This is a genomic window from Streptomyces sp. NPDC097617, assembly GCF_044761485.1.
GTDB lineage: Bacteria > Actinomycetota > Actinomycetes > Streptomycetales > Streptomycetaceae > Streptomyces.
The window spans coordinates 1-26,795 of record NZ_JBIWCL010000006.1 but is presented as its reverse complement, the minus strand read 5'-3'; the positions used below and the strand labels follow the sequence as shown (position 1 = coordinate 26,795).

General features: G+C 68.7%; 16 protein-coding genes and 1 tRNA gene. 10 read left to right on the top strand and 7 right to left on the bottom strand.

From position 1 onward, the window contains the following. Positions 1-248: 248 nt before the first annotated feature. Positions 249-983, bottom strand: coding sequence for a GPP34 family phosphoprotein (locus ACIQZO_RS12735; RefSeq protein ID WP_266384369.1), 735 nt, complete (start codon positions 981-983; stop codon positions 249-251). A 186-nt stretch (positions 984-1,169) separates the two neighbouring features. Here ACIQZO_RS12735 and ACIQZO_RS12730 point away from each other — a divergent pair, with 186 nt between their 5' ends. The 8 genes from ACIQZO_RS12730 to ACIQZO_RS12695 all read left to right on the top strand — a co-directional run bounded on the left by ACIQZO_RS12730 (position 1,170) and on the right by ACIQZO_RS12695 (position 10,442). Next, positions 1,170-3,845 (top strand): hypothetical protein, encoded by a 2,676-nt coding sequence (locus tag ACIQZO_RS12730; protein ID WP_403624327.1) that lies wholly within the window; start codon positions 1,170-1,172, stop codon positions 3,843-3,845. Positions 3,846-3,949: 104 nt separating this feature from the next. Then, complete coding sequence (locus ACIQZO_RS12725) at positions 3,950-5,950, top strand: MFS transporter (protein ID WP_403624324.1); 2,001 nt, start codon at positions 3,950-3,952, stop codon at positions 5,948-5,950. Between the two features lie 113 nt (positions 5,951-6,063). Further along, complete coding sequence (locus tag ACIQZO_RS12720) at positions 6,064-6,267, top strand: hypothetical protein (protein ID WP_403624321.1); 204 nt, start codon at positions 6,064-6,066, stop codon at positions 6,265-6,267. Positions 6,268-6,469: 202 nt separating this feature from the next. After that, positions 6,470-7,816, top strand: a complete 1,347-nt coding sequence (locus ACIQZO_RS12715) for an ATP-binding protein (RefSeq protein ID WP_403624319.1) — start codon at positions 6,470-6,472, stop codon at positions 7,814-7,816. A gap of 142 nt (positions 7,817-7,958) precedes the next feature. Beyond that, positions 7,959-9,215: a helix-turn-helix domain-containing protein gene (locus tag ACIQZO_RS12710; protein ID WP_403624316.1), complete on the top strand. Its 1,257-nt coding sequence runs from the start codon at positions 7,959-7,961 to the stop codon at positions 9,213-9,215. Positions 9,216-9,451: 236 nt separating this feature from the next. Further along, positions 9,452-9,682: a hypothetical protein gene (locus ACIQZO_RS12705; RefSeq protein ID WP_403624313.1), complete on the top strand. Its 231-nt coding sequence runs from the start codon at positions 9,452-9,454 to the stop codon at positions 9,680-9,682. Then, a complete protein-coding gene (locus ACIQZO_RS12700; RefSeq protein WP_403624310.1) occupies positions 9,679-9,831 on the top strand; it encodes a hypothetical protein in 153 nt (50 codons plus the stop codon). Before ACIQZO_RS12705 ends, ACIQZO_RS12700 begins: the two co-directional genes overlap by 4 nt. Positions 9,832-9,959: 128 nt before the next feature. Further along, on the top strand, positions 9,960-10,442 hold the full coding sequence (locus ACIQZO_RS12695) for a hypothetical protein (protein ID WP_403624307.1): 483 nt from the start codon (positions 9,960-9,962) through the stop codon (positions 10,440-10,442). A gap of 258 nt (positions 10,443-10,700) precedes the next feature. On the opposite strand, the gene ACIQZO_RS12690 is transcribed toward ACIQZO_RS12695, so the two are convergent. From ACIQZO_RS12690 to ACIQZO_RS12670, 5 genes are all read right to left on the bottom strand, one after another. Further along, on the bottom strand, positions 10,701-11,084 hold the full coding sequence (locus ACIQZO_RS12690) for a helix-turn-helix transcriptional regulator (RefSeq protein WP_403625001.1): 384 nt from the start codon (positions 11,082-11,084) through the stop codon (positions 10,701-10,703). A gap of 578 nt (positions 11,085-11,662) precedes the next feature. Further along, positions 11,663-11,735: transfer RNA gene (locus ACIQZO_RS12685), tRNA-Arg, on the bottom strand. Positions 11,736-12,131: 396 nt separating this feature from the next. Beyond that, a complete protein-coding gene (locus tag ACIQZO_RS12680; protein ID WP_403624304.1) occupies positions 12,132-12,452 on the bottom strand; it encodes a hypothetical protein in 321 nt (106 codons plus the stop codon). Then, entirely contained in the window at positions 12,449-13,027 is a 579-nt protein-coding gene (locus tag ACIQZO_RS12675; RefSeq protein ID WP_403624301.1) for a hypothetical protein, read from the bottom strand. Before ACIQZO_RS12675 ends, ACIQZO_RS12680 begins: the two co-directional genes overlap by 4 nt. Before the next feature lie 97 nt (positions 13,028-13,124). Continuing rightward, positions 13,125-17,282 (bottom strand): ricin-type beta-trefoil lectin domain protein, encoded by a 4,158-nt coding sequence (locus ACIQZO_RS12670; RefSeq protein WP_403624298.1) that lies wholly within the window; start codon positions 17,280-17,282, stop codon positions 13,125-13,127. A 790-nt stretch (positions 17,283-18,072) separates the two neighbouring features. Between ACIQZO_RS12670 and ACIQZO_RS12665 the strand changes: the two genes are divergently transcribed. Continuing rightward, positions 18,073-24,063: an RHS repeat-associated core domain-containing protein gene (locus tag ACIQZO_RS12665; protein WP_403624295.1), complete on the top strand. Its 5,991-nt coding sequence runs from the start codon at positions 18,073-18,075 to the stop codon at positions 24,061-24,063. 1,100 nt (positions 24,064-25,163) lie between these two features. Here ACIQZO_RS12665 and ACIQZO_RS12660 read toward each other — a convergent pair. Next, positions 25,164-25,472: a hypothetical protein gene (locus tag ACIQZO_RS12660; protein ID WP_403624292.1), complete on the bottom strand. Its 309-nt coding sequence runs from the start codon at positions 25,470-25,472 to the stop codon at positions 25,164-25,166. Positions 25,473-26,517: 1,045 nt separating this feature from the next. Here ACIQZO_RS12660 and ACIQZO_RS12655 point away from each other — a divergent pair. After that, a partial coding sequence (locus ACIQZO_RS12655; RefSeq protein WP_403624289.1) for a helix-turn-helix domain-containing protein occupies positions 26,518-26,795 on the top strand: 278 nt, incomplete at its 3' end.

The window sequence follows — 26,795 nt, the reverse complement described above, 5'->3', positions numbered from 1 at the left end:
GTTTGGGGGGTGTGCCGGTGTTTTGTTTGTTGTGGGGGGGGGGGGCGGCGGCCGCGGGGGGGGGGGGGGGGGGGGGGGCGCGCCCCCCACCCCCGGGGGGGGGGGGGGGGGGGGGGGCCCCCCGCCCCCCCCCCCCCCGCGCGCTGGCGGCTCCCGAACCGACCGGGTCTCGAAGACGCCGGTCTGGGCGGTGGCGTTGCGATGGTGTTGCGATGGAACGGGTGGAACGGGGGTGAAACGGGGGTGGATCAGTGCGCGGCCGCGCGAGCCATGGCGCCCGTCCGGCGCGGCTGCAGCGGAACGCTGCTCGCCGTGGCCCGGGCCGGCGGTGCGGGTGCGCGGTCACGGCGTGGCTGTGCGGCCACACCGTTCTGGACGTCCATCACGGCATGCGCCACGAGTCCGCCCATCGGGTCGTGCCGGATCAGGTCCCGCAGTCGGGACCTGGACGACCGCCCCTCGTTGCCGGGGTACAGGTGCTTGCCGAGTCCGACCGCGTGGGCCAGTGCGGCGAGCGCCGCGGTCCGCGGGTCCGGCGGTACGCCGGTGCGGATCGCACTGTCGAGCCGGGCTCGGATCTCCCGGCTGATCTCCGTGTCCGTCGCTTGGTAGCGAGTCGTCGGCAACACTCCGCACATCTGTCCCGCGACGGCATGAACCATGCCGCAGCGCTCCAGATGAGCGAGGTAAATCTGGCGGAGCCCCAGCCGGGGTCCGCCGATCCAATGGACGGCCCGTACCGGGCTGCCGCGCCTGCGCAGCAGTTCCAGTGCGGAGTCCAGAGTCGGATCTCCTGTCGGCCGTGGCATCACCACGGCGATACGATCCCCATCAGGGGCTATCCGTCCTGCCAGAGCCAGCTCCACTAGCTGTGCCCCGGCCAGGCCGAGGTCGAGCGACTGCGGCTGCGCCGTGGTACCCGTTGTCGGGTCCAATGCGAGCAGCAGAAGCTCCTCCGGAATTGTTCTGCGGCTCCTGCCCATCCATGCCTCCCCGCGTGGATGAGTGACAGGGTGACGCCTCTCACATTCATCTGTCGAGAGCGCGTGGCCGCTTTGTGGGGGAACTCGCAGTTATGTCGTTCTCGTCTGGCACGGGGGCGATGCCCCCGAGACGGGACACTGTTAGACATTCGGACAGCCGGACGTGGCGGCGATGGAGGAGGAACGGTGGCGGGCGAGTCCCCCGACAAGTCGGTAGATGAAGGAGCGCCGGGGGCGGCGGAGTCGTCCGCGGGGCGCGATCCGAGGCTGTCGGTGTTCCGGCCGCGGGATCCGAAGGACGGCGCGTCGGCCGGTGCCGGTGCCGGCAGCGCGGGTGGCGGAGTTGACGTCGAGGCCGTGGCCGAATCCGACGCCGACGCCGAGGGCGAGTCCGCTGCCGCGGCCCCTGCCGGGGCGGATGCCGGAGCCGACCGCACGGCCGAAGCCGAAGCCGAAGCCGAAGCCGAAGCCGGAGCCGGAGCCGGAGCCGAGCCGGATGCTGAGGTCGAGCCCAAGGCCGAAGCCGGAGCGGAGCCCGAGCCCGAGTCCGAGCCCGAGGTTGAAGTCGCAGCCGGGGCGGATGACGACGCCGGAGCCGAGCCGAACGCCGGGACCGGAGCCGAGGCCAAGGTTGAAACCGGGGCTGGAGCTGGAGCCGGGGCGGATACCGACGCCGGAGTCGGGCCCAAGGCCGACACCGACGCAGCAGGAGTCGGGGCGGTGGATGCCGGGGTCGAGCGCACGGCTGAAGCCGGTGGGCGGGATGCGTTGCGGGATGCCGTGGCGGCGTGGGTCGCGTCGGCCGACGACACCGATGCGGGGGATTCCGATTCGGCGGATGCCAAGGCGTCCGTTGACGAGCCCGACGGTGTCGGAACCGACACGCCCGAAACTCGTACCGAGGAGCCCGTCTCCGATTCCGTTTCTGCTCCGGACACCGAGCCGGCGGGCAGGGAGCGCACCGCGGTGTTCCGGGCTCCGGTCCCTACACCCACCGCTGAGACGAAGCCCGTCGACAGCGAGCGCACCGCCGTGTTCCGGGCCGTTAAGTCTGATTCCGCTTCCTCCTCCGCGCCGGAGCGGTCGGCGTCCCGGCCCGCTGCCGAGGAGCCCGCGGACAGCGAGCGTACGGCCGTGTTCCGGGCCGTGAAGCCGCCTTCCGCTTCGGCTCCGGCGGACAAGCCCGCGGCAGACAAGTCCGCAGCCAATGAACCCGCAGCCGCCAAGCCCGCGGACAGCGAGCGCACCGCCGTCTTCCGGGTCCCGAAGGTGGACGCGGCCAAGGCGGAGACCCCGAAGCCCGCCACCGCCAAGCCCGCCACCGCCAAGCCCGCCGCCGCCAAGCCGAGCCTGGCCAAGCCGGCCGCGGCCCGGTTCACCCCCACGGAGGCCGAGCCCGCCGAGGCGAAGCCCACCGCCGAGGGCCCCAAGGGCAGCACCTTCGTGCCGCTGCGCCCCGAGGGCATCGCCCCGACCGCCCCGGCTGCCGGGCAGCGGCCCAAGCCCCCGCCTCCCGCCGTCTCGCGGTTCGACCGGGTCGACCAGGCCGAGCGGACCACCCAGCAGCCGCTGCCGCCCAAGCCGCCGCTGGACATGCTGGCGGACCTCACGAACAACCCGCCCCCGCCGCCGAGCCCGATGCGCACCGCCGTCCGGCGGTTCAAGATCTACGCGCCGCTCGTCGCGCTCCTCGCGCTCATTCTGGCCGTCGTGCAGCTGGTGCGCCCGCTGCCCGAGCCGAAGCTCGTGATGACCGGGAAGTCCTCGTACACCTTCGAGGGCGCCAAGCCCCAGCTGCCGTGGCCCGCCGAGGGCCAGGCGTACATGGCGGCCGCCGGCCTCGGCACGCTCGGCCAGTCCGGCGAGCAGAAGCCCGTGCCGATCGCGAGCGTCACCAAGTCGATGACGGCGTACATCATCCTGCGCGACCACCCCATCAAGAAGGGTGAGCAGGGCGCGATGATCGACATCGACAAGACGGCCGAGACCGAGGGCAAGAAGAACAACTCGACCGACAACGAGTCCACCCTCGACACGGTCAACGAGGGCGAGAAGATCTCGGAGTACGACGCGATCGCCGCCCTCATGATCCCGTCGGCCAACAACATCGCGCGGCTGCTCGCGCGCTGGGACTCCGGTTCGCAGGAGGCGTTCGTCAAGAAGATGAACGACACCGCGAAGGAACTCGGCATGTCCAGGACCACGTACACGGACCCCTCGGGTCTGGACGCGACCACGGTCAGCACTGCCGAGGACCAGGTGAAGCTGGGTCTGAAGCTCGTGGAGATGGAGACGCTCCTCGACATCACCAAGAAGCCCAGCTGGGTCGACCCGTCCGGGAAGAACTGGCCGAACTGGAATCGCTTGGTCCCGTACAACGACTCGCTCGGGATCAAGACCGGTACGACGACGAAGGCCGGTGGGAACCTCCTCTTCGCCGCCCAGAAGAAGGTCGGCAACACCAACCAGCTGATCGTCGGAGCCGTCCTCGGCCAGCACAAGGCGCCGATCATCGACACCGTCATCGCCGCGAGCAAGCAGCTCATGATCGCCACGCAGAAGGCGCTCGAAGGCGCGACGGTCGTCAAGAAGGGCGAGCGCGTGGGCTACGTCGACGACGGACTCGGCGGCCGGACCCCGGTCGTCGCCACCGCCGACGTGCAGGCGGTCGGCTGGGCCTCGCTGACGGTCGACGTGAAGCTCGCGAACGGCGGTGGCACGATGCCGCAGACCGCGAAGGCCGGTACCGAGGTCGGCGTGCTGACCGTCGGTGAGGGTGCCAGCCAGGTCAAGGTGCCGGTGGCCCTCGAGAGCGACCTCGCCGCTCCGGGGATCGGCGGCAAGCTGACGCGCGTCGGCTGACATCCGGTGAGAGCGTGGATCCGGCGCCCCGGGCAACCCCGGGGCGCCGGGCCGCGTCTTGTCTGCCGGGAAGTGTGGACTGATGTGTGTTGGGGAGTGCGGCAGTGACCACCGCTGAGCAGCAGGGCCGGCGCCAGGGGGCCGTTTCGACGGCCGACGGCGGTGCTCCCGGGGTGTCCGCGCCTCCCGCGCCGACCGAGCCCACCGGTCTGACGGATTCCGCAGGTCATGCGGGTCCCACCGGTCCCACACCCGCATCCACGCCGACATCCACGTCCACATTCACGCCCGCGCCCGCACCCGGCGGCATACGGCCGTCCCGCGGCCTCGCCGGGGCCGTTCTGGACGGGGCCCGCCGCCACCCGGTGGCCGTCGCCACCGTCCTCGCCGGGCTGCTGCACGTCGTCTGGTTCTTCAGCTTCGCCAACAGCGGCGGCGACCTCGCCGCGCAGGACGCCTGGGCCGAGTTCGTGGGCCGCCACCCCGACTCGGCGTACAACCTCGCCTGGTACGGCGGCATGCACCCGGTCTCGTACAGCGTGGTCTCGCCGTACCTCATGCACATGCTCGGCGTCCGCACCACGATGATGATCGCCGGCACCGTCTCGGCCGGGCTGTTCGCGCTGATCCTGACCCGCTGCCGCGGGGCCGTGCGCGAGCCCCTGTGGCCCGCCCTCGCCGGTGTCTACGGGCTGCTCTGCAACGCCCTCTCGGGCCGCGTCACCTTCGGCCTCGGCGCGATGTTCGCCCTGGGCGCCGTCGCGGCCGTCTTCTGCTGGCCCCGCAAGTGGGCGGAGCGGCGCTGGGCCAAGGCCGCGGTCGCCGCCCCGCTGGCCGGGCTGGCGACCCTCGCCAGCCCCGTCGCCGGGCTCTTCCTCGGGGTGATCGCGGCCGCGCTGTTCCTGAGCCGGCGGCGCCCGGGTGCGTACGCGCTGGGGCTGGCCCCGGTGGCCGTGGTCGGGTTGTCGGCGTGGCTGTTCCCGTTCTCCGGGACGCAGCCGATGAAGATCGGCTCGGCCGGGCTGCCGTTCGCGTTCGCGCTGCTGATCCTGTTCCTCGTACCGAAGCGGTGGAAGACCGTCCGGATCGCCGCGGCCGTCTACGCCCTCGGCGTTTTCCTGACCTGGGTGATCGACTCCCAGGTCGGCTCGAACGTCACGCGGATGGTGATGCTGTTCGGCGGCGCCGTGCTGCTCGCGGCCCTCGCGTACGAGGTCCCGCGCACGCGGCGCTGGTACGGCGTGCTGCTCGCGTTCGTCGGCCTGAACGCCTGGATCACCGCGAACAGCATCACCGACATCGTCCGCACCACACCGCTGGCGGCCTGGAGCCGCGAGCTGGCGCCGCTCGTCGACCAGCTGCAGAAGGCGGGCGCCGACCGGGGCCGGGTCGAGGTGGTCCCGGTCAGCAGCCACCGCGAGTCCTCCGCCTTCCCCTCGTACGTGAACCTCGCGCGCGGCTGGAACCGGCAGGCCGACCTGGAGCGCAACCCGCTCTTCTACGACGACACCCTCACCGCCCACAGCTACCGGGCCTGGCTGGAGCGCTGGGCCGTGCACTACGTGGTGCTGCCCGCCGACAAACCCGACTCGGGCGGGGAGGACGAGGCGAAGCTGGTGCGCGCGGGGGTTCCGTACCTCCAGCAGGTGTGGGGCGACGCGAACTGGCAGCTCTTCAAGGTCCTCGACCCCACCGACCTCGTGTCCGGTCCGGCGACGGTGGTGCGGGCGAGCGCCGACCGGCTGGTCGTCGACGTGAAGCGGCCGGGCCGGGTGCTGGTACGGATCCCGCACTCGCCGTGGCTGGGGCTGGTGGACCCGGAGGGCAAGCCGGTGCCGCCGCCGCAGGAGACCTTCGCGTCGAAGGCGCGGGGCGGCAGTGGGGACGGCGGCGCGCTGCGCAAGCAGTACGCGAACACGGCGGGATGCCTGTTCAAGGCCGCTCCGGACGACACCGGGGACGTATGGACGGAGCTGCTGGCGCCGGCGCCGGGGGAGTACCGGGTGGCGGCGAAGTACCAGCTGCCGCGGGGGACGCCCTGCCCGGAGGACCTGGTGCACCAGACGCTGGGCCAGCCGAACCGTCCCGCCCCGCCGCGTCCTTGATCGGAATTCTTTGATCGGAATTCTTTGCACATCGGTCCGGGTGCGATGGCCCGTATATGTGCATACGATCCGAGTAGTCCGATTGGGTGCTTCCCGAAGGAGTTGACGACGGGATGAACAAAGAGCAGAAGCGGGACGTCCGGGTGGCCATCGCGAAGGCGCAGGAGCAGGCGCAACCGCCGCGCTCCGCGGGTCACGGCTTCGAGGGTCCGGTACGGAGCAAGGTCAAGGGCGGGCTGCACACGAAGGCCGCGCTCAAGCGAGCCGGCACTCCGCAGGGGGACCGTATCGGTGAACGCAGCAGCGGCCTGAGCTGACCGCGATGGCACAGCCCTTCCGGTCGCTGCCGGAAGGGCTTCGTGCGCCCGGCGCGGACGCGCGCGGAACCCGCTCGCGGGCGGAATCCGCCCTTCCCCCGGAGCTCATCGCGTGACCGGACGCATTCTGGCCTGATCCGGTGCGATCCGGCCGGATCCCGCCGCTCACCCGCCGGTGCCCGCGCATTACCTTGAGCTGACCATGAACGACATGCAGCGCGGCGAGCGGCTGCGGCCGCGCCCGCGGCTGCTGCCCGCCTGGACCTCGACCCTGACCTGGAAGGCCACGGTCTTCATCACCCTCATGTGCTGCGGACTCGCGGCGCTGCTGGGCTGCCTCGTGCACGGCGCCATGACCCGCCAGACCGTGGGCACGGCCCGGGAGAAGGCGCTCACCAGGCTCGAGCGGACCGTCGAGGCCTACGAGGACGGCGCGCGCATGCCGCGCGGCGAGGGCATCGACCCGGCGGGCCTGCCCCCGGAGCTGCGCGCCCTGGCCGTCGGCGGCAGGCGCGGCACGGCCGTCGGCCGGCACCGCGGCCACCCCGTGATGTGGGCGGCCGGCCCGGCCGCCCAGGGCCCGATAGCGGTCTCCGTGGACTTCCGCGCCAGCGAACGGACCATCGCCGAACTGGACCGGGCCATCCTCGGCTCCTCCGGGCTCGCCATCGCCACCACGCTCCTCATCGGCGCGGTCGTCGTCACCCGGATCACCCGCCGGCTGCACCTGACCGCGCAGGTGGCCCGCCGGATCAGCGCCGGCGACCTGGACGCACGGGTCGACGACGGCACGCGCAGCAAGGACGAGGTGGCGGCCGTCTCCCGGGCCCTGGACACGATGGCCGCGTCGCTGCAGGGCAGGCTCGAAGCCGAACAGCGGTTCACGGCGGACGTCGCCCACGAGCTCCGCACCCCGCTGACCGGCCTGAACGCGGCCGCCGAGCTCCTGCCGCCGGGCCGCCCGGCCGAGCTCGTACGGGACCGGGTACGGGCGATGCGCTCGCTGACCGAGGACCTGCTGGAGATCTCCCGGCTGGAGACGCGCAGCGAACGCGTCGAACTGGACTCGCACGACCTGGCCGACCTGGCGGCGCGCACGATCCGCGCCTCCGGAACGGACACGGCCCTGGAGGTCCGCGGCGCGCGGGGCGCCCCGCGGGTGGACACGGACCGCCGCCGCCTGGAGCGGATCCTCGGCAACCTCGTGGCCAACGCGCACCGGCACGGCGCGCCCCCGGTCACGCTCACGGTCGACGACCGGACCCTGACGGTGACGGACTCGGGCCCCGGATATCCGGAGTACCTGCTCACGTCCGGCCCGCAGCGGTTCCGTACGGAGGGCACCGGCAAGGGCCACGGGCTGGGCCTGACCATCGCCGCCGGCCAGGCCCGGATCCTCGGCGTCACCCTCGCCTTCAGCAACCGTGAGACGGGCGGCGCGCAGGCCCGCGTAACGCTCCCCGGCCCGGCGGCGCCGACAGCAACCGGGTGCGCCCGCCGCCGAGATGAGCCCCCGCCCCCCGGCTCGCCGACGCAGCCCGCCCGCTGAAACCACCGTGCGCGCGGCCGCGCGCACGAGAGCTCACGAGCACGCGAAAACCCCCCAGTCACGATCGACCGCTGGATCACACAGAAGCGGCCCTGCGCCCTACGCTGTCCAGTGTCGAGCTGCACAGAGAAGGGGCAAGGCCGTGTCATCTGATGCTACCCCCGACCCGTACGACAACCCCGTCGCATTCGGGCAACGTGTCCTGATCTACCGCAACCGCCGAGGTATGACCCGCGAGCAACTGGCCGGCCTCCTCGGCCACCACACCTCGTGGGTCAATAAAGTCGAGACCGGCACCATGAGAATGCCGCGACTGCCGGAGATCCTCCGCATCGCTGATGTCCTGCGCGTCCGGCGCCTCAACGACCTCGTCGGAGACGTGGGCGCAGAACCGCACACCGACCTGTTCCTGGGGCCCGGCCACGACCGGCTGCCCGCGGTCCGTGCAGCGCTCTCCACCTACCCGGCGCCCGGCGCCCGCGAGGCCCCGTCCCGGGAGTTCCTTCGTGCAGCACTGGACGCCGCGTGGGCTGCCCGACATGGGGCCGCGAACCACCGCGAGGTCATCGGCGCTCTGCTTCCCGGTTTGATCCGGGACGCCCAGCTCGCCGTGCGCCAGGCCGAGACCGCGGTCGACCGACGCGGGGCACTGGCCCTTCAGGCGGAGACCTTCTTCCTCGGCCAGTTCTTCGTCGCCTACCAGCCTGATCCCTCCCTGCTGTGGCGGGTGGCTGAGCGTGGCATGGCCGCCGCGCAGGAGTCCGAAGACCCGCACGCCATCGGCGTGGCCGCCTGGCTGTCGGCGCAGGCGCACCGCGACTCGGGCCCCGGGCACTACGACGAGGCCGACGACGTAGTGAGGCACGCACTCGAGCTGTTGGAGCCCGGCCTGCCCGACGCCAACCTCGATGTGCGGGCCATCACGGGCGCGCTCCGCGTCGAGGCCGGCCTCACCGCAGCCAAGCGCCGCGACAACGGCACCGCGTGGGGGTGGTGGGACCGCGCAGGCGGCATCTCCCGGCGGCTCCCGCCCAGCTACTTCCACCGCGTCACCAGCTTCGGCCGGGCCGTGATGGGTGCCCACGGCGTCACCGTGGCCGTCGAGCTGCGGGCCGGTGGCGAGTCTGTGCGGCAGGCCAACCGGGCCGAGGCTGATGCAATCCCGTCACGGCCCCGACGAGCCCGACACCGGATCGAGCAGGCCCGCGCCTACCACCTCGACGGGCAGCAGGAGACCGCGCTCACCACGCTGGAGCAGGCGCATGCCGCGGCCCCGGAAACGATCCGATACAACGGATACGCCCGCTCAATCGTGCTGGAGGAGACGACGTCCCGCCTCCCGGACCGACGGCAGAGAGCCAGTCAGCTCGCTGTAGATATCGGCCTGTTGGCTGCATGAGGGAGGGGCCCAAACCGGGCCCCTTCTTCGTTTGCCCTGCCCTCATCGTGGTGCCACCACCCGCTGACGACGGTAGGGAGCAGCACCGTGACTGACGAACCCTGGTGTGAGTGGCACGACGGGCCGGGCGCGTTGCCGGAACCCGTTTGGGGTCCCTCGAACTCAGGCCCGGGCACCCTCGTCCTCGCCTGCAAAGCCTGTCGCCTCCAGCACGGCCTCACGCCTGTGTACCAGGCATGATCGGCACCCCGGCTGACGCGAACTGCGAGGTCCCCCACCGCCTGCTTCGCAAGTCGGTTCGCGATATCGGGTCCGGTACCGAGGGGACGCTCATGGCCGTGGTCGTCGAGAACACTGCCGCCGCCCCCGCCTATGAGGATCGCTGGGTGGAGATCGCCTATATCCGCCCGCACGGCGGCGGCTTCGAGCTGTCCACGGCCGCCGCGAACGTCGAGCCGACCTCGTGAGCGCCCGCACGTACCCGCCGCCGGGCAAGACCGAGCCGCGCGTCTGCCCGGAGTGCCAGGTCAAGTCGCTGCCGATCGGCGGGCCCGAGGGCGGGGTCCTGGTCCACGCGCTGGGCTGCCGTCTGGGTGGCCGGCACGGGATCACCTGACCCCGCCTCCTCAACTCCCGTCCCTGCCTCCCGGTAGTCCGCCCTCCGGGCGGCAGGGACGGGCCATCAGCACCGCCTACGGCAACTTGCACGTCCGCCGTCCCTTACGAACCGAAAGGAAAACCGAGATGACCACACCCACCATCCTGCAGCCCTCCGCCCGACACCTCCTGTCCGACGAGGGGTTCACCCGCGTCGTTCACCTCGTACAGCGCGACAACGACGGCGTAGAGCAGGAGCTGGCCGTCCGGATCGTCGACGAGGCCCTCAAGTTCGTGGCGGCCGCGACCCAGGCCACCGGCCGGCACCTGCGCCCCTCCAAGACAGTGGACATGGGCTGGCATGCCCTCATCCTCCACACGGCCATGTACCGAGAGCTGTGCAGCGCGGCCGGCCGGTTCGTCGACCACCGGCCGGAGGGCCCGGACACCCTGCGGCGTGACGCCGACACGCTGGATCTCACGATGGACGCGATCCGGGAAGCCGGGTACGAGCCGGATGCCTACCTGTGGGGACCCCTGGCGGACACGGAGATTCACGCCGGGGACTGCATGCACAGCGAGTGCACGGAGGGCGGGTCGGCGTGTGCTGCCCCGCCTCCTTCCGCCTGACGCACTCCGGTAGGGCATGCCCGAGCCTGCTTCCTCTCCACTACAGTCGACTACGTTCTGCGTGGGAGGAGTTGCGGTGAGCGAAGAGGTTGGAGACGCGCGCGGGGTGTGGGTTGACCCTCGGTTCCGCGACATGGTGTCGAGCTGGGGTGCGAACCACGTTGAGCGGCGCCCCGGGAAGCGACCCCGCCGAGTTTGCCCCCACGGGTCCGGAGTGACCCTCATGGTCGATCTGGATACTGGGGCATCCCGAAATGTTCAGTGCGGGGACTGCCGCCCGTCTGAGGGCTGATCCGCGGAGCAAACGCCCCGGCCGACAAAGCCCCGTCGGCCGGGGCTACCCCGGGCAAGGGGGTCCGGTCGTTCGTTGCGGAATCGAGTCCTCCGATTGGCAGTCAGATACGTATGGTGGCTGCATGCAACGAACGTGGGCCTTACTCTCTGACCAGCTCTGACAGCGGCACGCCGAGCGCGAGAGATCCGGAGCAGGGTGTCCAGCCGCGGCGATACCTTGCCCTGCTCCAGCAGGGTGTACGACGGCCGGTCCATGCCCATCGAGTTCGCGAGCCGCTCCTGAGTCAGGTTCCGGTACTCCCGGGCGGCGCGGATCCGTAGCGCGATGCGTCTCCGGCGGGCGAGCACGTCATCGGAGGGCGGTACGGAGCGCGGCACCTGTCCACGCTCGGGCAGCCATGATCAAAAGTCAGTTGGCCAAATCCTACCCCGTGTGATCTTGATGGTTCGGGGGCATCTGCGCCCCGTGCATGTATGCGCCCACTGACTCGCCCTCGCGCCTCGCGATCAGGGGTGAGCGGGACGGGGCGGCCGGCGTCCGTGAATCCGCCGAGCCGACCCGCTCCGAGTCTCGGTTTCGGCCGAGACGACCGCCCGGCCCGCAGAACGGGGCCGGGCGGTTTAGCGTGTACGGAAGAACCCCCCGCCGGTTACCGCGACGGGGGGTTCTTGTCCTGAGGGCCGGGCCTCCCCACCCGAACACCCCAGGTGTGGAGCAGCGCGAACCTGGCGCGCACGGGGAGGAGCGCCGAGCCCTGCTCGTACCGTCTAACCCGATGATCTGCCAGTTGTGACCCCCCGAATGGGTGATGGCAGAGGTTGTCACTGTGGGGATGTGGACTCTTCGCGGACTTCGATCATGACGAAGGCCCCCCGTTCGAATGAACGAGGGGCCTTCCTGGTGCTCTGACCTGCTACGCAGGCAGTGCCCTCGGCAGGATTCGAACCTGCGACACCGGCTTTAGGAGAGCCGTGCTCTATCCCCTGAGCTACGAAGGCGGGGGCTTGTCGGAAACGTTGCCGGAAACCCCAGAGGGATCGCCCGAGCCGCTTCGGCAAGCGTGCTGGTCAGATGACGTGCGCCCGCCCGGGTGGAGCTGCCCTCGCGGACACTTTCCCCGGCACACGCCTGGTAGTCGTCTGACCGCTGACAGCCTAGCGGATCGTGCTGGGAGTGGTCGCATGGATTGCCGTGGGAGTGGGCCTGAGGTGAAGGCATCGTCGTGACCTGGGGTTTCTGAGCGTCTGGGGTGGTGGGTGGGGAGGCCGGGGGTGCTGCACGGGTGTGGGCAGGCTGCTGGAGCGTCCGTTCTGTTCCGCTTGCCATGGATGGGGCCTTAACGGAGCGACGGCCGCGCCCTGGGGTGGGCGCGGCCGTCGTGGGGTCGAGGGGTGTCAGGCGATGCGGAGGACCTGTTGGGCGTTGCTGCGGGCTTGAAGGTGGATCTGGTGGCTGGTGGCGTTCTGGGAGAGGGCGAAGCCGAGGACGAAGATCTTCTGGCGATCCACGCCGTAGGCGATCATGCGGCGGTTCCAGAGGCTCTGGTCGAATTGGCTGTGTACGGACTCGGAGTCGGACGTCCCCGGGTCCGCCGAGCGGCCGCCTTCCCTGCCGCTACCGCCGGACGTCCCGGAGCATCCGGCGGCGAGTGCGCCGAGCAGCACCGTTGCCACTGCGAGCGCCGGGGCGGGGCCCGGGCGTCGTGCGCGGATCACCGGGCGGCCGAATTCCGGCCGATGTCCGTGCGGGTGCCGCTCCGCCCGGTGTCCTCAGGCGAGGGCCAGGACCCTCCTGCCGACAGGTCGTGTCGCTGTACCGAGCTGCTTCCTCGCATGTCGAACTCCCTGGCCAGTCCTGTCGTGTGCATGCGGGCCATGTCCGCATCGGTGACGGTGGTCGGTCCGATCGGCGTGGCCTTGATTCCGTCCCAGTTGTAGCGGTCCCGGACATTGACCTGGTAGTCGATACTGACCTGCGGCTTCCCATCGGGTCCGGGGACGGCGGTGACCACCCCGGTCGTGTTGGTCATGCCGCTGCCTACAGCCAGGTACCAGTTGTTCGTACCGTCCGGGCCCTTTTCGTGTTCGTATCCTCTGCTGCCGGATTCCACGGGGATGGCGACAGGCTTGCCGCCTGACTCCTCGAAGGCATTCAGTGCCTGCTGCCGCCACTCGTCCTGCTCTGTGGCCCGGATCCGTGCCACCTCGTCCCGGAGCACCGGGTCGTCGGCCAGCATGCGGTCGACGTCCAGATCGAGCGCCTTGCCGCTGCCGTTGAGGTAGTGATCCATGTGTCGGGGAGCGCGCTGCGCTGACGTCGGTATCCGAAGCCACCGGCCCGCCTCCTCCGCGGTTGCGGGAAGACGGGCCGGTGGGCCGGGCTCGGGGTTAGCTGGCGAGGGGTGTGGCAAGGCCGGGGGTGTACCAGCGTTGGCTGTTGCGGTTGTGGCAGTCGGAGAGCTGGAGTTGCGTTCCGTTGTCGAGGCGGCCGAGTGGCAGGTCGAGGCAGCGGTTGGAGGCCGGATTGTAGAAGCTGCCGGTTGCCGTGGGGAGCCACTGCTGGTTGTAGGCGCCAGTGGCGCACGTCCACAGCAGGACCGGGGTGTCGTTGGCCGTGCCACCTCCTGAGATGTCCACGCACTTGCCGCCGATGCGGAGTTCACCGTCCACAGTGACGTCGAACCGCTGAGCGTCGTCGTTGTTGCTGTCGCTGCAGTCCCAGATCTGGATGCGGTTGCCGTCGGCCGTATTGCCGGCGTTGTTGTCCGCGCACTTGAGTGAACTCGCTGCCGAGACAATCTTGGTGCCGGAGCCGGCGGTGGTGGGGATGGTGGAGTGAGGGTAGACCGCGACGTTACTGATCCTGCCCTCGAAGTAGGAGCTGGGCAGGCCCTGGTACTTGTAGCGGCCTAGGACCAGGGGGCCGGTGGCGTTCCAGGTATTGGTTTTGGCGTGGTGTCCGGTGCCGGCCAGGGTGCCGTTGACGTAGAGGGCGATCAGGCCGGTGGTGGCGTCGTAGGTCGCGGTCAGTTGGGTCCACACGCCGGTCTGCGCCTTGGCAGCGGCGTTCATGGTGATGGTCTGGTCATAGGTCCAGTTGTCGTCGTCCTTGACCGACATCGCGAAACGCCAGGTGCCGTCGCCGTCGTGCCAGAGGAGGAAGCCGCTGGAGCGCTGGCCGTCCTGGCTGAGGACGACCGACGGCTTGTCCGACTTGGCCCAGGCCGACACAGTGAAGCTGCGGGTGGTGTCGACGCCGGGGCTGGCAGCGGTGACGCTTCCCGCCTTGCCGTCGAGGGCGACCACCTTGGTAGCGGTACCGGCGACGGTGTCGTCGGCCCAGGTGGCGCCGGTGGCGCTGAGCGTGGCGTTGTTGCGGCGGCGTAGGTCGGTGGCGGTGGTGCCGGCTTCTTCGTTCAGCCTCCACTGGGAGGTGGAGATGCGGGCATCGCCCATGGTGTGAGCGGTGCGGAAGCCGGTGACCTTCCCGGCGGTGGCGGTGCCGTCCCAGGTGCGGAGCCGGTGGAGGCTGTCGAGAGCCCACAGGTCAGGGACGCCGTCGGCGCTGGTGTCGCCGGAGGAACCGACGACCGGGTGGGTGGCTGCCGTGACGCCCGAGCCGATCTTGGTGCGCTTGGTGTGGTCACCGAGGGCCGCCGGGTTTCCGGCGATGTTGGCGTACTGGTAGACGTCACCTGTGGTGTTGTCGCGGGCCCACAGGTCGGGGAGGCCGTCGCCTGTGGCGTCGCCGGGGGCGAGGAGGGTGAGGTTGTCCCAGCCGGAGGGGCTGAGGACGAGCACGACCGGGTCGCGCAGCTCGTTGGTCGCGCCGGTGCCCTGGAACAGCACGAGTGAGTTGTTCGCGCCGTCGTTTTCTACGGTGAGCAGGTCGTTGCGAGGTGTGACACCTGCTTCCGGCAGGGCGTCACCGACGGCGAGGATCTGTTTGACCCGGGTCCAGTTCTCGGCGTACTCGCTCCCGCAGGGCTGGCCCGTGGCGGCGACGGTGCAGTCGTCCGCGTAGGGCCGCTGGACGGTCAGGGCTTTGGCAGCGTGGTAGTAGAGGCCGCCGTTGGCTTCGAGTCCTCCCTGAGTCAGGGAGTTGCGGTAGAGCTTGAGCTGTCCGTCGCGGTAGGTCCACAGGTCGTCGATGCGGATGCCGTTGCCGCCGCGGTGTGTGGTCAGAGTGCCGTTGCCCCAGCCTTTGCCGACGGGGCTGTTGGCCACGTTGGAGGCGATGACGCCGCCGGCCGCCGGGTCGACTGCGGTCGGGTAGACGACGAGGTCTCCGCTGTCCGTCGGGGCAATGAAGTCGACGCGCTCGTCGCCGGTGATGTCGCCGAGTGTCGTCTTGGCGTTCGGGTTGTCCGGCACGTAGAAGGTGTACGTCTGCTGTTGCGAGCGGTTGCCCGCACGGTCCACGGACTGGACGCGCAGGATGTTGGTGCCCCAGGTCGTTGGGGTTAGAGGGATGGCGGCGCTGCCGTCGGCGGCGGGATCGAGACGGTTGGCGCCGCCCACCGGGATGGCCGAGTTGAAGGCCCATTCGTAGTAGAGGACGCCACTGGTGGCGTCTGTGGACTTCACGGTGAAGGTGCCGGGCTGGCCGATGTGTTTCGTGGAGCCGGGCAGGGTGCCGGACGGCGGGTACTCGGCCGAGGTGACGACCGGGGCCGAGGGCGGCTGGGTGTCCATGGAGAAGGTGCATCCGGTGACCCAGGCCGACGCCATGTCACCGTCACCTCCCTGGACGCGCCAGTAGTACGTGTGGCCGTCTTGGAGGTTCTCGGGATACGCGGCGGCCAGGTGTGTGCCGGTGGCCAGGTCGCGCCAGCCGGCGTCGTAGGCGAGCAGGTCACCTGCCGTGTCGTAGACCTGGAAGTGGGCGTCGTTGGGCTGGTTGTCCGGGTCACCGATCCACGCGCTGATGTTGAAGCCGCCGTAGCCGGTGGCGCCGACCCAGCCGCAGCCGTTGCCGTTCGGGTTCTGTGGCGCGGGGAGCATGCCGAGGCCCCACGGGTTGTAAGGGGGCAGGTTGTATTCGATGTACAGGAACGGCAGGCTGTTCTTGTCGCGGGTGAACCGCTTGAAGGAGCTGTTGTTGCTGCTCTTGGACTCGTTGGAGGCGAAGAGGCCATAGGTGATGCTGCCGCGCCACTGGTTCGCGGCGAGGTGGTCGCGAACGTCCCACTCGCCGCGTGTCGTGGAGCCGGGGCAGCCGGGGCCGCCCGCGCTGTTGAGGGAGCTGGTGCGCAGGACCTCCCAGTCGCGGGGCTGGGCGTGCCAGGTGATGTCGGAGAGCAGCGGTTCGGTGGAGTGCAGGTCCACGTTGTACGTCCTGCTGCACGTGGCGTCCGCCGCATACGACTGGGTCGCGAAGAAGGACGCCTTCTTGATGCTCTTGTCGCCCAGGTCGCTGGTGTCGAGCTGGACGTAGTAGCGCTCCAGCCCGGTTCTGGTCCGCCAGCGCTGGTACCCGACGCCCGGGTCGTAGGTGTCGCCGTAGTCGTCGTAGCTGACGGTGGTGGGGTAGGCCTCCTGAACCCAGGCCCAGTGCTGGGTGCCGCGGCTGGTGGGCTGCCACGCCGGGTCGATGTAGACCGGGTAGGCGGTCGCGGGGTCGGCCAGGAAGGCCTGGTCCGGGGTCAGGACGAGAGAGTCCTTGCCGAGGTCGGCCTGGAGCCGGGCGACCTTGGCGAAGTCCCCCGGGCCGTCGGTGCCGGAGACGGACTTGGCAGGCTCTTCGTCCGAACTGGTAGGCGCGCTCCCTGTGCCCTTGGCCGCCTGCGAGAACGTGGTGGAGCTGGAGGGCTTGGCGAGGGGCGCCTGGATCGGGGCGGTGGAGTCCCACATCGTCGGGGTGGGCGCCTGGAAGACCGTACGGCCCGAGGCATCGGCGGCCTTCAGGTTGCCGTGGCCGTCGGCGGAGACGGCGAGGCCCTTGGCCTTGAGGCCCGTGGTCAGCTTGGCGAGCTTCGGATGCTTGGCGGCCTCGGCGGACTTGACCACGAGGATCTGGGAGATGCCACCGCCCTCGTCGGCCGTCACCTTGAGGTCCGTGCCCGGCACGACCTCGTGGTAGAGGGCGCTGGCGCCGTCCAGCACGGGTGCGGGAAGCGGCTCAGGCCAGCTCAGCATGAGCTGCTTGCCGTCCTGGTCCAGGGTCACAAGTGGCGCAGTGCCGCCCCCCGACAGGGTCAGGCTGCTCACCGAGGCCTTCGGGCGGAGCGTCCCGTCGGCCGCCTTGACGAGAGTGGCGTCCAGGTCGGCCCACTTGCCGTCGCGCTTGGTGCGCACGGGGGCAACACTGCGGGTCAGTCCGAGAGAGCCGTTCGGGTTGGCCACCACGGTGTCGGTCTCGGTCGTCGCCGCCGCCACGGGCACGGGCTTCCCCGTGCGCTTGGCCTCCGCGAGCGCGGCCTCCTCCGCTCGCTCTCGTTCGGTCGTCGGCCGCTTCGGCGGCGTCTGAGCGGCCGGTGCTGTCGGCTTGCCCACCGCCGATGCCGCCGAAGCGGATGGTGCTGCGCCGACGGATGTGATGGACAAGGCCAGTGTGACCAGCCCTGCAACGGCGATCGGCCGGCTGGCTGGTCGCCTCTTTCTCAATGTGCCCCCCACGGCAAACTCCCCAGTCTGATTGATGCCTGTCAACTGGGCGTGAACGCTAACAGCCCCTTTGCTTTGTCCCGCTGCGGACGCGAATCTGGAACCGGAGATTCCTTGGAGCTTATTTCCATAATCGGGATCAATTGACTGATGAAATTAAGTCAACACGCAGGTCGGCGGGCTATTTTTGGACATCTTTTCAGGGTGGGCGAGTCGGTGGGGCACGCCTTGTCCGACTTGCTCTGCATTTTGCGATTTGCTAACACGCTAGGCTCCCAGGCCAATTGATCCACTCGGCGACCGTGGGGGGAATGCCGTGTCGGTACCAGCGGCTGGATTTCGAGCGATGAGAAGACACTCGAAGATCAAACAGCGCATCGCAGTTCCGTTAATAGTGGCAATCTCGCTGGTCGTCGGCTCGGGCACCGCCCAGGCCGCGCAGTGGCAGCCCAAAGATCAACGCCGCTGGTCACCGGGCGCCTTGAAGAAAACCGAATCGGTCTCCGGAAAGAACGCCGCAAAAGCGGACCCAAAGAATCCGAAGGGTGATGGGGCGAGGGCCTGGAGCCCCAAGGACGTGTTCTGGCCGCCTGCTTCTCAGGCCGAGGTGGATCTCGGCGCCGCGCCGCCAACCCCTCCGCGCAGTTCGCTCCTCACCACGCCCGCACCCTCCGGTGTCCCGGCGGCTCCCGCCGCTGACCCGAGCCGCGCGGGCGCTGCTCCCGTTTGGGTGAGTTCCGCGTCGGCCAAGGACGCGCCGCGCACCGGCAAGGCTGCCGTACAGCTCACGGACCGGTCAGCCGCCGAGAAGGCCGGCATCCAGGGCCTGCTGCTCGCGGTCCGTCCGGCCGGGTACGCGGTGAAGGGCGGCCCGGTCAACGTTTCGGTGGACGTCTCACACATCGCGGGGGCCTTCGGCGGCGACTGGCTCTCCCGAGCCCGCCTCGTTGCACTCCCCGAGTGCGCGCTGACCACTCCCGAGCGGGCGGAGTGCCGTACGCAGACGCCCCTGCCGACCGCCAAGGACGGCGACCGGGCCGGGTTGCTCAGCACGGAGGTGGCTCTCAAGGGCGCTTCCGCAACAGGGGACACGCGCATGGGCGGTGCCTCGGAGGCTTTGGGCGGGGCGACCGTGCTTGCCGCGTCGGCAGCCCCGGGCGGCCCCGCGGGTACGTACACGGCTACTAGCCTGGCGCCCTCAGGCAAATGGACCAGCGGCGGTAACACCGGAGGGTTCTCCTGGTCGTACCCGATCAACGTTCCCGATGGGCTGGGCGGTTCCAAACCCACCATCTCCCTCGCCTACAGCTCTCAGTCGGTTGACGGCCGAACTGCTGCCACCAACAACCAGGCGTCATGGATCGGCGAGGGCTGGGACTACTCGCCCGGCTTCGTCGAACGGGCCTTCAAACCGTGCGCCAAGGACGGCCACGCCGAATCGAGCGAGCAGTGTCTGGCAGGCCACGACGCCACCCTCTCCCTGAACGGCAAGTCCTCGACGCTCGTACGGCACGACGCGACCGGCACCTGGCGACTTGAGGACGACGACGCATCGAAGGTTGAACGGCTGACCGGCGCGGCCAACGGCGACAACAACGGCGAGTACTGGAAAGTCACCACTGCGGACGGCACCCAGTACTACTTCGGCGTGGGCCGCAAACCCGGCAGCACGACGGCTCCGCCGACCAACTCCGCCTGGACCACTCCGGTCTACGGCAACAACGCGGGCGAGGAGTGCCACCAGTCCACCTTCGCCGCGTCCTGGTGCCAGCAGGCCTGGCGCTGGAACCTTGACTTCGTCGTCGACCCGCGCGGTGGTGTGATCAGCCACTGGTACGACCCGGAGACCAATCACTACAAGCGCGGAGCATCCGCGGCGACGCCCAACGGCACCCTCACCCCGTACATCCGGGGCGGCAACCTCGCCAGGATCACCTACGGTTCGAAGCTGGCCGACGCGGACACGGTCAAGCCGACAGCGAAGGTCCTCTTCACTGCCCCCGAGCGCTGCCTCCCGGAGAAGGACGTCTTCGACTGCGCCCCGGCCAAGCTGACCAAAGCCAACGCCACCAAGTGGCCCGATGTCCCCTTCGACCAGAAGTGCGCGGCTACGGGCACCTGCGAAAACTACGCGGCCACCTTCTGGACGACCAGACGCCTTACCAAGATCACCACGCAGGTCCTCAACACCACCGGCGGTTACGACAACGTCGACCTCTACGAGCTCAAGCACGAGTTCCCCAACCCGGAAGACCACACCGCCCCCGCCCTGTGGCTCGCCTCGCTGACCCGCACCGGTTACGACGGCGAGGCCACGTTCGAGACCAAGCCCGTCACTTTCATCGGCAAGCTGAGGAACAACCGTGTCGACTCCAGCGTCGACAACAGGCCTGCGATGAACCGCCGCCGCATCGTCGGCATCACGACCGAAACGGGCCAGGTCATCGACGTCGGATACGCGGACACGGACTGCGCGCCGGGCGCTGGACTGCCGCCCTCGAAGGACGCCAACACCACACGCTGTTACCCGGTCTACTGGAACCCGGACGACAAGAGCCCGAACGATCCGACCCTGGACTGGTTCCACAAGTACGTCGTCAGCCGCGTCACCGAACTCGACCCCTTCGGCGGCTCGCGTCCCCAGGAGGTCCGCTACGAGTATGTCGGCGGTGCTGCCTGGCACCGGGACGACGAAGAACTGACCGAGGACAAGCGCCGCACCTGGAACCAGTTCCGCGGCTACGAACAGGTCATCACCCGCTCCGGCACCGCCCCCGACACCGTCTCCAAGACCGCGGCCTTCTACCTGCGCGGCATGGACGGAGACGTCAAGGCTGACGGCACGAAGCGCACCGCCACCTTCACGGGCCTCGCAGGTAACACGCTCAAGGACAGCAACCCCCTCGCCGGCACCCTCCGCGAGACCCAGACCTTCGCCTCCGACGGCGGCGAACTCGTCACCATGTCACAGAACGAGCCGTGGCTCTCCGACGCCACAGCCACACACAGCCGCGGCACGAAACTTCCCGCGCTCACCGCTCAGATGCAGCGAGAGGGTTCCTCCCAGGAGAAGAAGCTACGCGCCGACAAGACGTGGCAGACCACCTCCGAGACCGTCAAGTACGACGACACCTACGGCATGGAACTGTGGACCCTGGACCGGGCGGACGGCCTCCCGGACACCTGCACCGTGACGTCCTACGCCCGCAATACCTCAGCTTGGATGATCGACCGCGTCTCCGAAGCCGTCGAAATCCGGAGCAGCGACTGCACCGCCACTGCGACGGGGGCGAACACCCTCAGCCGCAACCGCACGTACTACGACGGCCAGCCCCACGGGACCCTCACCGGCTCCGGCCAGGCCACCAGCACTGAGGAACTGGACCGCTTCGAGGCGGGCCAGCCGAAGTACAGCCTGAAGACCACGACGGCCCACGATGCCTACGGCCGCGTCATCAGTGCCACTGATGCCACGGGCGCCAAGACCACGACAGCGTACGAACCGGCCGCACCGGCCCCCGCCACCACGGTCAAGGTCACCAATGCCAAGGACTGGACGACCACGACCACCCTGCACCAGCTGCGCGCAGTGCCAGTCAAGATTGTGGATCAGAACAACCGCACCACCGAGCTGACTTACGACGCACTCGGCAGGACCACCGCCGTCTGGCTGCCCGGCCGCGCACGCAGCGACAGCGCCAGCAAGGTGTTCACCTACGACCTTACGAACACGGCCACCAGCTCTGTCACCACCCAGACGCTCCGCTCCGACCAGTCGTACGCGACTTCCATCGCCATCCTCGACGCGCTGGGACAGCAGGTCCAGGTCCAGTCGAGCCCGCTGAACGGAGCGGCAACCAGCCGTTTGATCACCGACACCTACTACGACAGCCACGGCCGCGCCTTCAAGACCAACGACTCCTACTACAACACCACCTCCGATCCCGTGAAGGCCCGCTTCATCGCCGACGAGAACATGGTTCCGGCACAGAACGGAACGTTCTACGACGGTCTCGGCCGTCCGGTCGCCAAGACTTTCTCCTCCAAGGCGATTGAGCAGTGGCGCACCACCATCGCCTACCCCGGCGCCGACCGCACCGACACGACCCCGCCGAAGGGTGAAGTGGCCGGCAGCGTCCTCACCGACGCCCTCGGGCACACGGTCGAACGGCGCAAGTACAAGGGCGCCAAGCCCGAGGGCGACTACGACACCACCCGGTATGCGTACAACACCGACGGAAAACTGACCCGGATCACAGACCCAGCCGGCAACGTCTGGACCTACGAATTCGACCTCCGCGGCCGCCAGATCCGCGCGGTGGACCCCGACAAGGGCACCTCGACTGTCAGGTACGACAACGCCGACCGCCCCGTATCCACCGAGGACGCCCGCGGTACCACTGTCTTCACCAGCTACGACATCCTCGGCCGCCCCACCTCCCGCAACCTGAGCACCGTCGATGGCACCAAACTGGTCACCTACGAGTACGACACCCTGCTTCCCGGCCAGCTCACGGCCTCCACCAGCTGGGTGGACGGCAAGCCCTGGCGGCAGGAGACCACCGGCTACGACATCGGCTACCGGCCCACCGGCACCAAACTGACGGTCCCCGCCGGCGAAGGCGCCCTCACCGGCACGTACACCTCAGCCACCACCTACGACCCCATCACCGGGCTGGAGCGCCGCACCACACTGCCCGCCATGGGTGGTCTGCCCCAGGAACGCCTTTACACCGGCCGCAACGTCAACGGCCTGCCCGTGTCCTACGGCTCGGACAACGTCGGCTACGTCAACTTCACCGACTACGACGAGTTCGGCACCGTACAGCGCACGACCTTCGGGGACGACCCACGTCAGGTGAGCTTCACCCAGATCCACGACCCCGCCACCGGCCGTCTCCTGAACACCCAGCTCAAGAAACAGGACTCGGCCACCCCGGTCGACATCACCGACTACACCTACACCCCGGCAGGCGACGTCACCTCAGTCACCAGCACCCAGGGCGCCACACGCGAAACCCAGTGCTTCACCCACGACTACCTGCGCCGCCTGACCCAGGCCTGGACCGACACCGGCACCACCACGACCCAGCCCGGCCCGTCCGTCCCCGGCATCGGCACCTGCAGCAACACCGCCCCCCAGCACGGAAAGATCGGCGGCCTGGCGCCCTACCACCAGTCCTTCACCTACGACGTGACCGGCAACCGCACCTCCTCGACCGACCACGACCCCGCGGGCGACACCACCAAGACCGTCACCACCACCCACACCTATCCGGCCGCCGGCTCCCCGCGCCCGCACGCCCCGACCGCCACCACCAAGGCCACAGGCATAGGCCCGTCCGTCACCAAGCCCACCACTTACGACGCCACGGGCAACACACTCACCCGCCCCGATGCCGCCGGAACCACCCAGACACTGACCTGGACGGCCGAAGGCAAACTCGCCTCTGCAACCACCGCCGCCGGCACCTCCACCTACCTCTACGACGCGGCCGGCAACCGCCTGCTGCGCAAGGACCCGGGGAAGACCACGCTCTACCTCGGCTCGAACGAACTCACCCTCAACACCACCGCTAACACGGTGTCCGGCACCCGCTACTACTCCGCCCCTGGCGGCACCACCATCGTCCGCACCTCCGACGGCAAGATCTCCTATGTCGCCGCCGACCACCACAACACCGGCACCACAGCCATCGACGCCGCCACCCTCCAGGTCCAGCGCCGCGCGGCCAAGCCGTTCGGCGAGGACCGCGGCGCGGTACCAGGCGCCTGGCCTGGCGAACGCGGCTTTGTCGGAGGCACACAGGACAAGACCACCGGCCTCGTACACCTCGGAGCCCGCGAATACGACCCGGCTCTGGGCCGCTTCCTCTCCGTGGACCCGCTGATGGTGGTGGACGACCCGCGCCAGCACAACGCCTACCAGTACGGCAACAACAGCCCCCTCACCGAGTGGGACCCGACCGGCGAAGCCCTGCCAGAGTGCCGAAGCGGCATGTACAAGTGCACCAACGGCAGCAATCCGTACGACTACGGACACAACTACGAAAAGGAAGTCGCCATCGCAGGCGGCACACTCGACCCGGAATACGTGAGGCGAAAGAACGTCAATAAGAACGCATGCCGAAAGGACCCTAGCTGCAAGCCATTTAGGAAATATGGCACTGCGAAGGCGGAGAGGAAGCCTGAGAGGAAGGGAATCTTCGCGAACTTCGGACACTGGAAGAATATTGCGAACGGCGACTTCCGAGGAGCTTGGAATCGCACATTAGGTAGCAAGGATTGGTGGAAGCATAAGGGTGTTGATATTGCACTCGGTGTAGTGGCTGCCGCCGGAACGGCCTTGTGTATAGCTTCGGCGGTATGCGCCATGGGATTCGCCGTTGTAGCCGGAGCGGCGCTGATAACAACTGGTGTCGCAGCCCACATGGCGCTAGCTACAGAAGAGGAAAGAAGGCAAGGGGGCGCACAGTTCCTCATTCCGTCAGCTATTGCCGTCGGGAAGGGAGCTGCGTTTGGTGCAACCTGGGGCCGTGGCGCAGCGGGGGCGTTGCTCAAGGGGGGTAGTTCCAGGGCAGCATGGGCCGAAAATGGAAAGCATCTTCGAACGGATGGCTTCTTTGCCGGAGGCAACCCGATTGCCCACACTGCCCGCCCGGGGGCGACTAACCTGATCCGCGACACCCGGCAGTCTTTCCGTGACCGCTTCTCGCGATAGTCGCACAAATGGACCGCGTTGCGGCTGAGTCCCACCCACGCGCACGCGTGTTTTGGCGAAATGCAGTGAACGGTCAGTGAAGGTCCTCCCGTAAAGGGTGGAATTTTCATGGCGGTCCGTCGGGTCTCCCGGCGGACCGTTTCGATTTGTTGCGCGGATTGGGGGCAGTTGCAGTTCCGGCTATGTTGATGTTCGCCGGGATGGGGCTTTTCCGCTGGTCAGTCTGGGTTTGCTCTGGCGCAGCTGCTTGAATGCGCTAGTGATCGGTTCGATTGCATGGCCAAGGGGAGGGGGCATATGTTGGCGGCCAGTCAGAAGGTCTCCGGCAAGCGGCGATGCAGGCGCCGTCGGGCCTCGCAGTCCACGACTGTCATTGGTCCAAGCCGCTGGCCGGGACCTACGGCCCTGTGGATGTTTGGGCGAATACCATGCCCAGCGGGGTAAGAAAGCCGCCGTTCTGGCGCGGTCAGTCAGTTCAGGGACTCGTGAGTACCCCGTCACCAGCGTCGGTACAGATCACCCTCGTCCGTTCACGTTTCGTGGGTAGCGGGTGCAGGTTCGGGGTGCGGCGGTGATGTGGTCGGCGGGGGCCTTAATGTCCGCGGTGTCTAGCCGCAGAATGCTGCCGACCGGCTTTCCGTAACTGGCGGTACGCTGATCGGTGAATACGGACAGGGGGTGGCGGCCAAAGGTCTCTTCCGTATCGCGGCCGCAGGCTGCTTCTTGGAGTGGGACGAACTGGCACTCTGTCGATGTTCACGACGGCCTCGCCGCCCATTGGGCCCGTCCCGCTGGGCCAATCATCCTGACTACTCACGGAATTCGGCCAGAGCGCGCCGACTCGGCATCGTCCTTCAGGGTAGGCGCCGCATGCCGGGCGGGGGGATTCGGTCGGGGTGAAACGCCCGGATAAGAGCCCTATGGCCATCTGGAGTGCCTCCCGCCAACGGCCGGGATCTATTCCGTGACCTGCGGCCACCGTTTCCCCTCTTTTGCTTAGTGGGAGATGGTGGCTGCAGCTGTTCTCGGACCGGCCGAAGCGGCAAAATGACGTGGCTAGTGGCGCTCAATTCCGAAAACGGCCACCCTTGTCAGGAGATTTAGAATCCTGCCATCGACTGCTTAAATATGCCACCCACTGCGCCGTAGGTGCTGCATTTCATGGAATGTGATTTCCGGCGACGATTGAAGCTGAATAGGAAGAAGACTAGGAATAACCCTCCTTCAATCGCTGTGACTACTGGGTTGTAGACGAAGAAGGTGAAGGCGGCGACTCCGAGCCAGATCGAAATGGGGAGTAAGGAGCCTCGTAGAACGGCGGTGAATCTTACCGGAATTGATCCGTCCGGAAGTGCCCGCTCGTTCCACACATCAATGTGGTCGCGCGTCACGCAATTCTTGTAGGTCATGCATGCATGAGATCACCCCGTCTGCGATGCGCGCAATAACTCCCAGGGGGCGATCCAAAGACATCGGAGACCGCCAACGCTCTGAACGGTGGAAGCGGTGCCAGCTGCCGTGACGAGGGCGTCAGAGACGTCGCTGGGCGATCGCCACCGCCACATCACCGAGGCCTGCCGGGCGCGCTCACCCGTAGGCCGCCAAGAGGCGGCAGCCAGTATGTCGATGGATGGTTCATATGGTGAACCAGGTCCAGCTCGGAGTAGACCGCTCCAGCGCAGGATTCCGCCGGGTGTTCCCCATGTATCCGCCGTCCGCCGGTGCAGTTCTCCTGCCGAACGTCTAGCGCCCAGGAAGACACCACACCAGCGTTGCTGAGGGCGGTCTCCACCCACTCGACCGGCACCTAACCGACAGTGAGTTAGGCGCGGTACCTCCGTGCAGATCAGAGCCTGGGCGCCGCGGTGCTGTTGCCCGGCGTCGATGTGGTTAGTCAGGGCGCGGGTGGTGTGCCCGGCAACGCTGGCCTGAGGGGGATTTCGGCGGGCGCCGTCGGTAGGCCTCTGAGCTGCAACGATGCCCTGAGCGTTCCGAGAAGGGGAGCGGAGCGTTTTCGGCAGCTTCCGCGGTAAGCCTCTGACCTGGGCTTCTAGGGTTTCCGTCAAGCCCCACGAAGGCGGGGGCTTGTCGGAAACGTTGCCGGAAACCCCAGAGGGATCGCCCGAGCCGCTTCGGCAAGCGTGCTGGTCAGATGACGTGCGCCCGCCCGGGTGGAGCTGCCCTCGCGGACACTTTCCCCGGCACACGCCTGGTAGTCGTCTGACCGCTGACAGCCTAGCGGATCGTGCTGGGAGTGGTCGCATGGATTGCCGTGGGAGTGGGCCTGAGGTGAAGGCATCGTCGTGACCTGGGGTTTCTGAGCGTCTGGGGTGGTGGGTGGGGATCTCGGCGACGGGTGAAATGAGGGCCACGGACGGCGGATCAAAAGTGAGCCACTCTGCGATCTCTTGATCATTCTGACTTCACTGGAGCTGGAGTCGGGAGGAAGAGAGGGTGATCCACGTGGAGGACTGGGCTGAGATCCGGAGACTGCACCGGGCTGAGGGGCTGTCGGCCCGGGCCGTGGCCCGGCAACTGGGGATCTCCAGGAACACGGTGCTGCGGGCGCTGGCCTCGGAACGGGCGCCTCAGTACCGGCGGGCGCCGAAAGGCTCGGCCGTGGACGCGGTGGAGCCCGCCATCCGGGAACTGCTCAAGGCGACCCCGACGATGCCCGCCACGGTCATCGCCGAGCGGATCGGCTGGAACCGTGGGATGACCGTCCTCAAAGA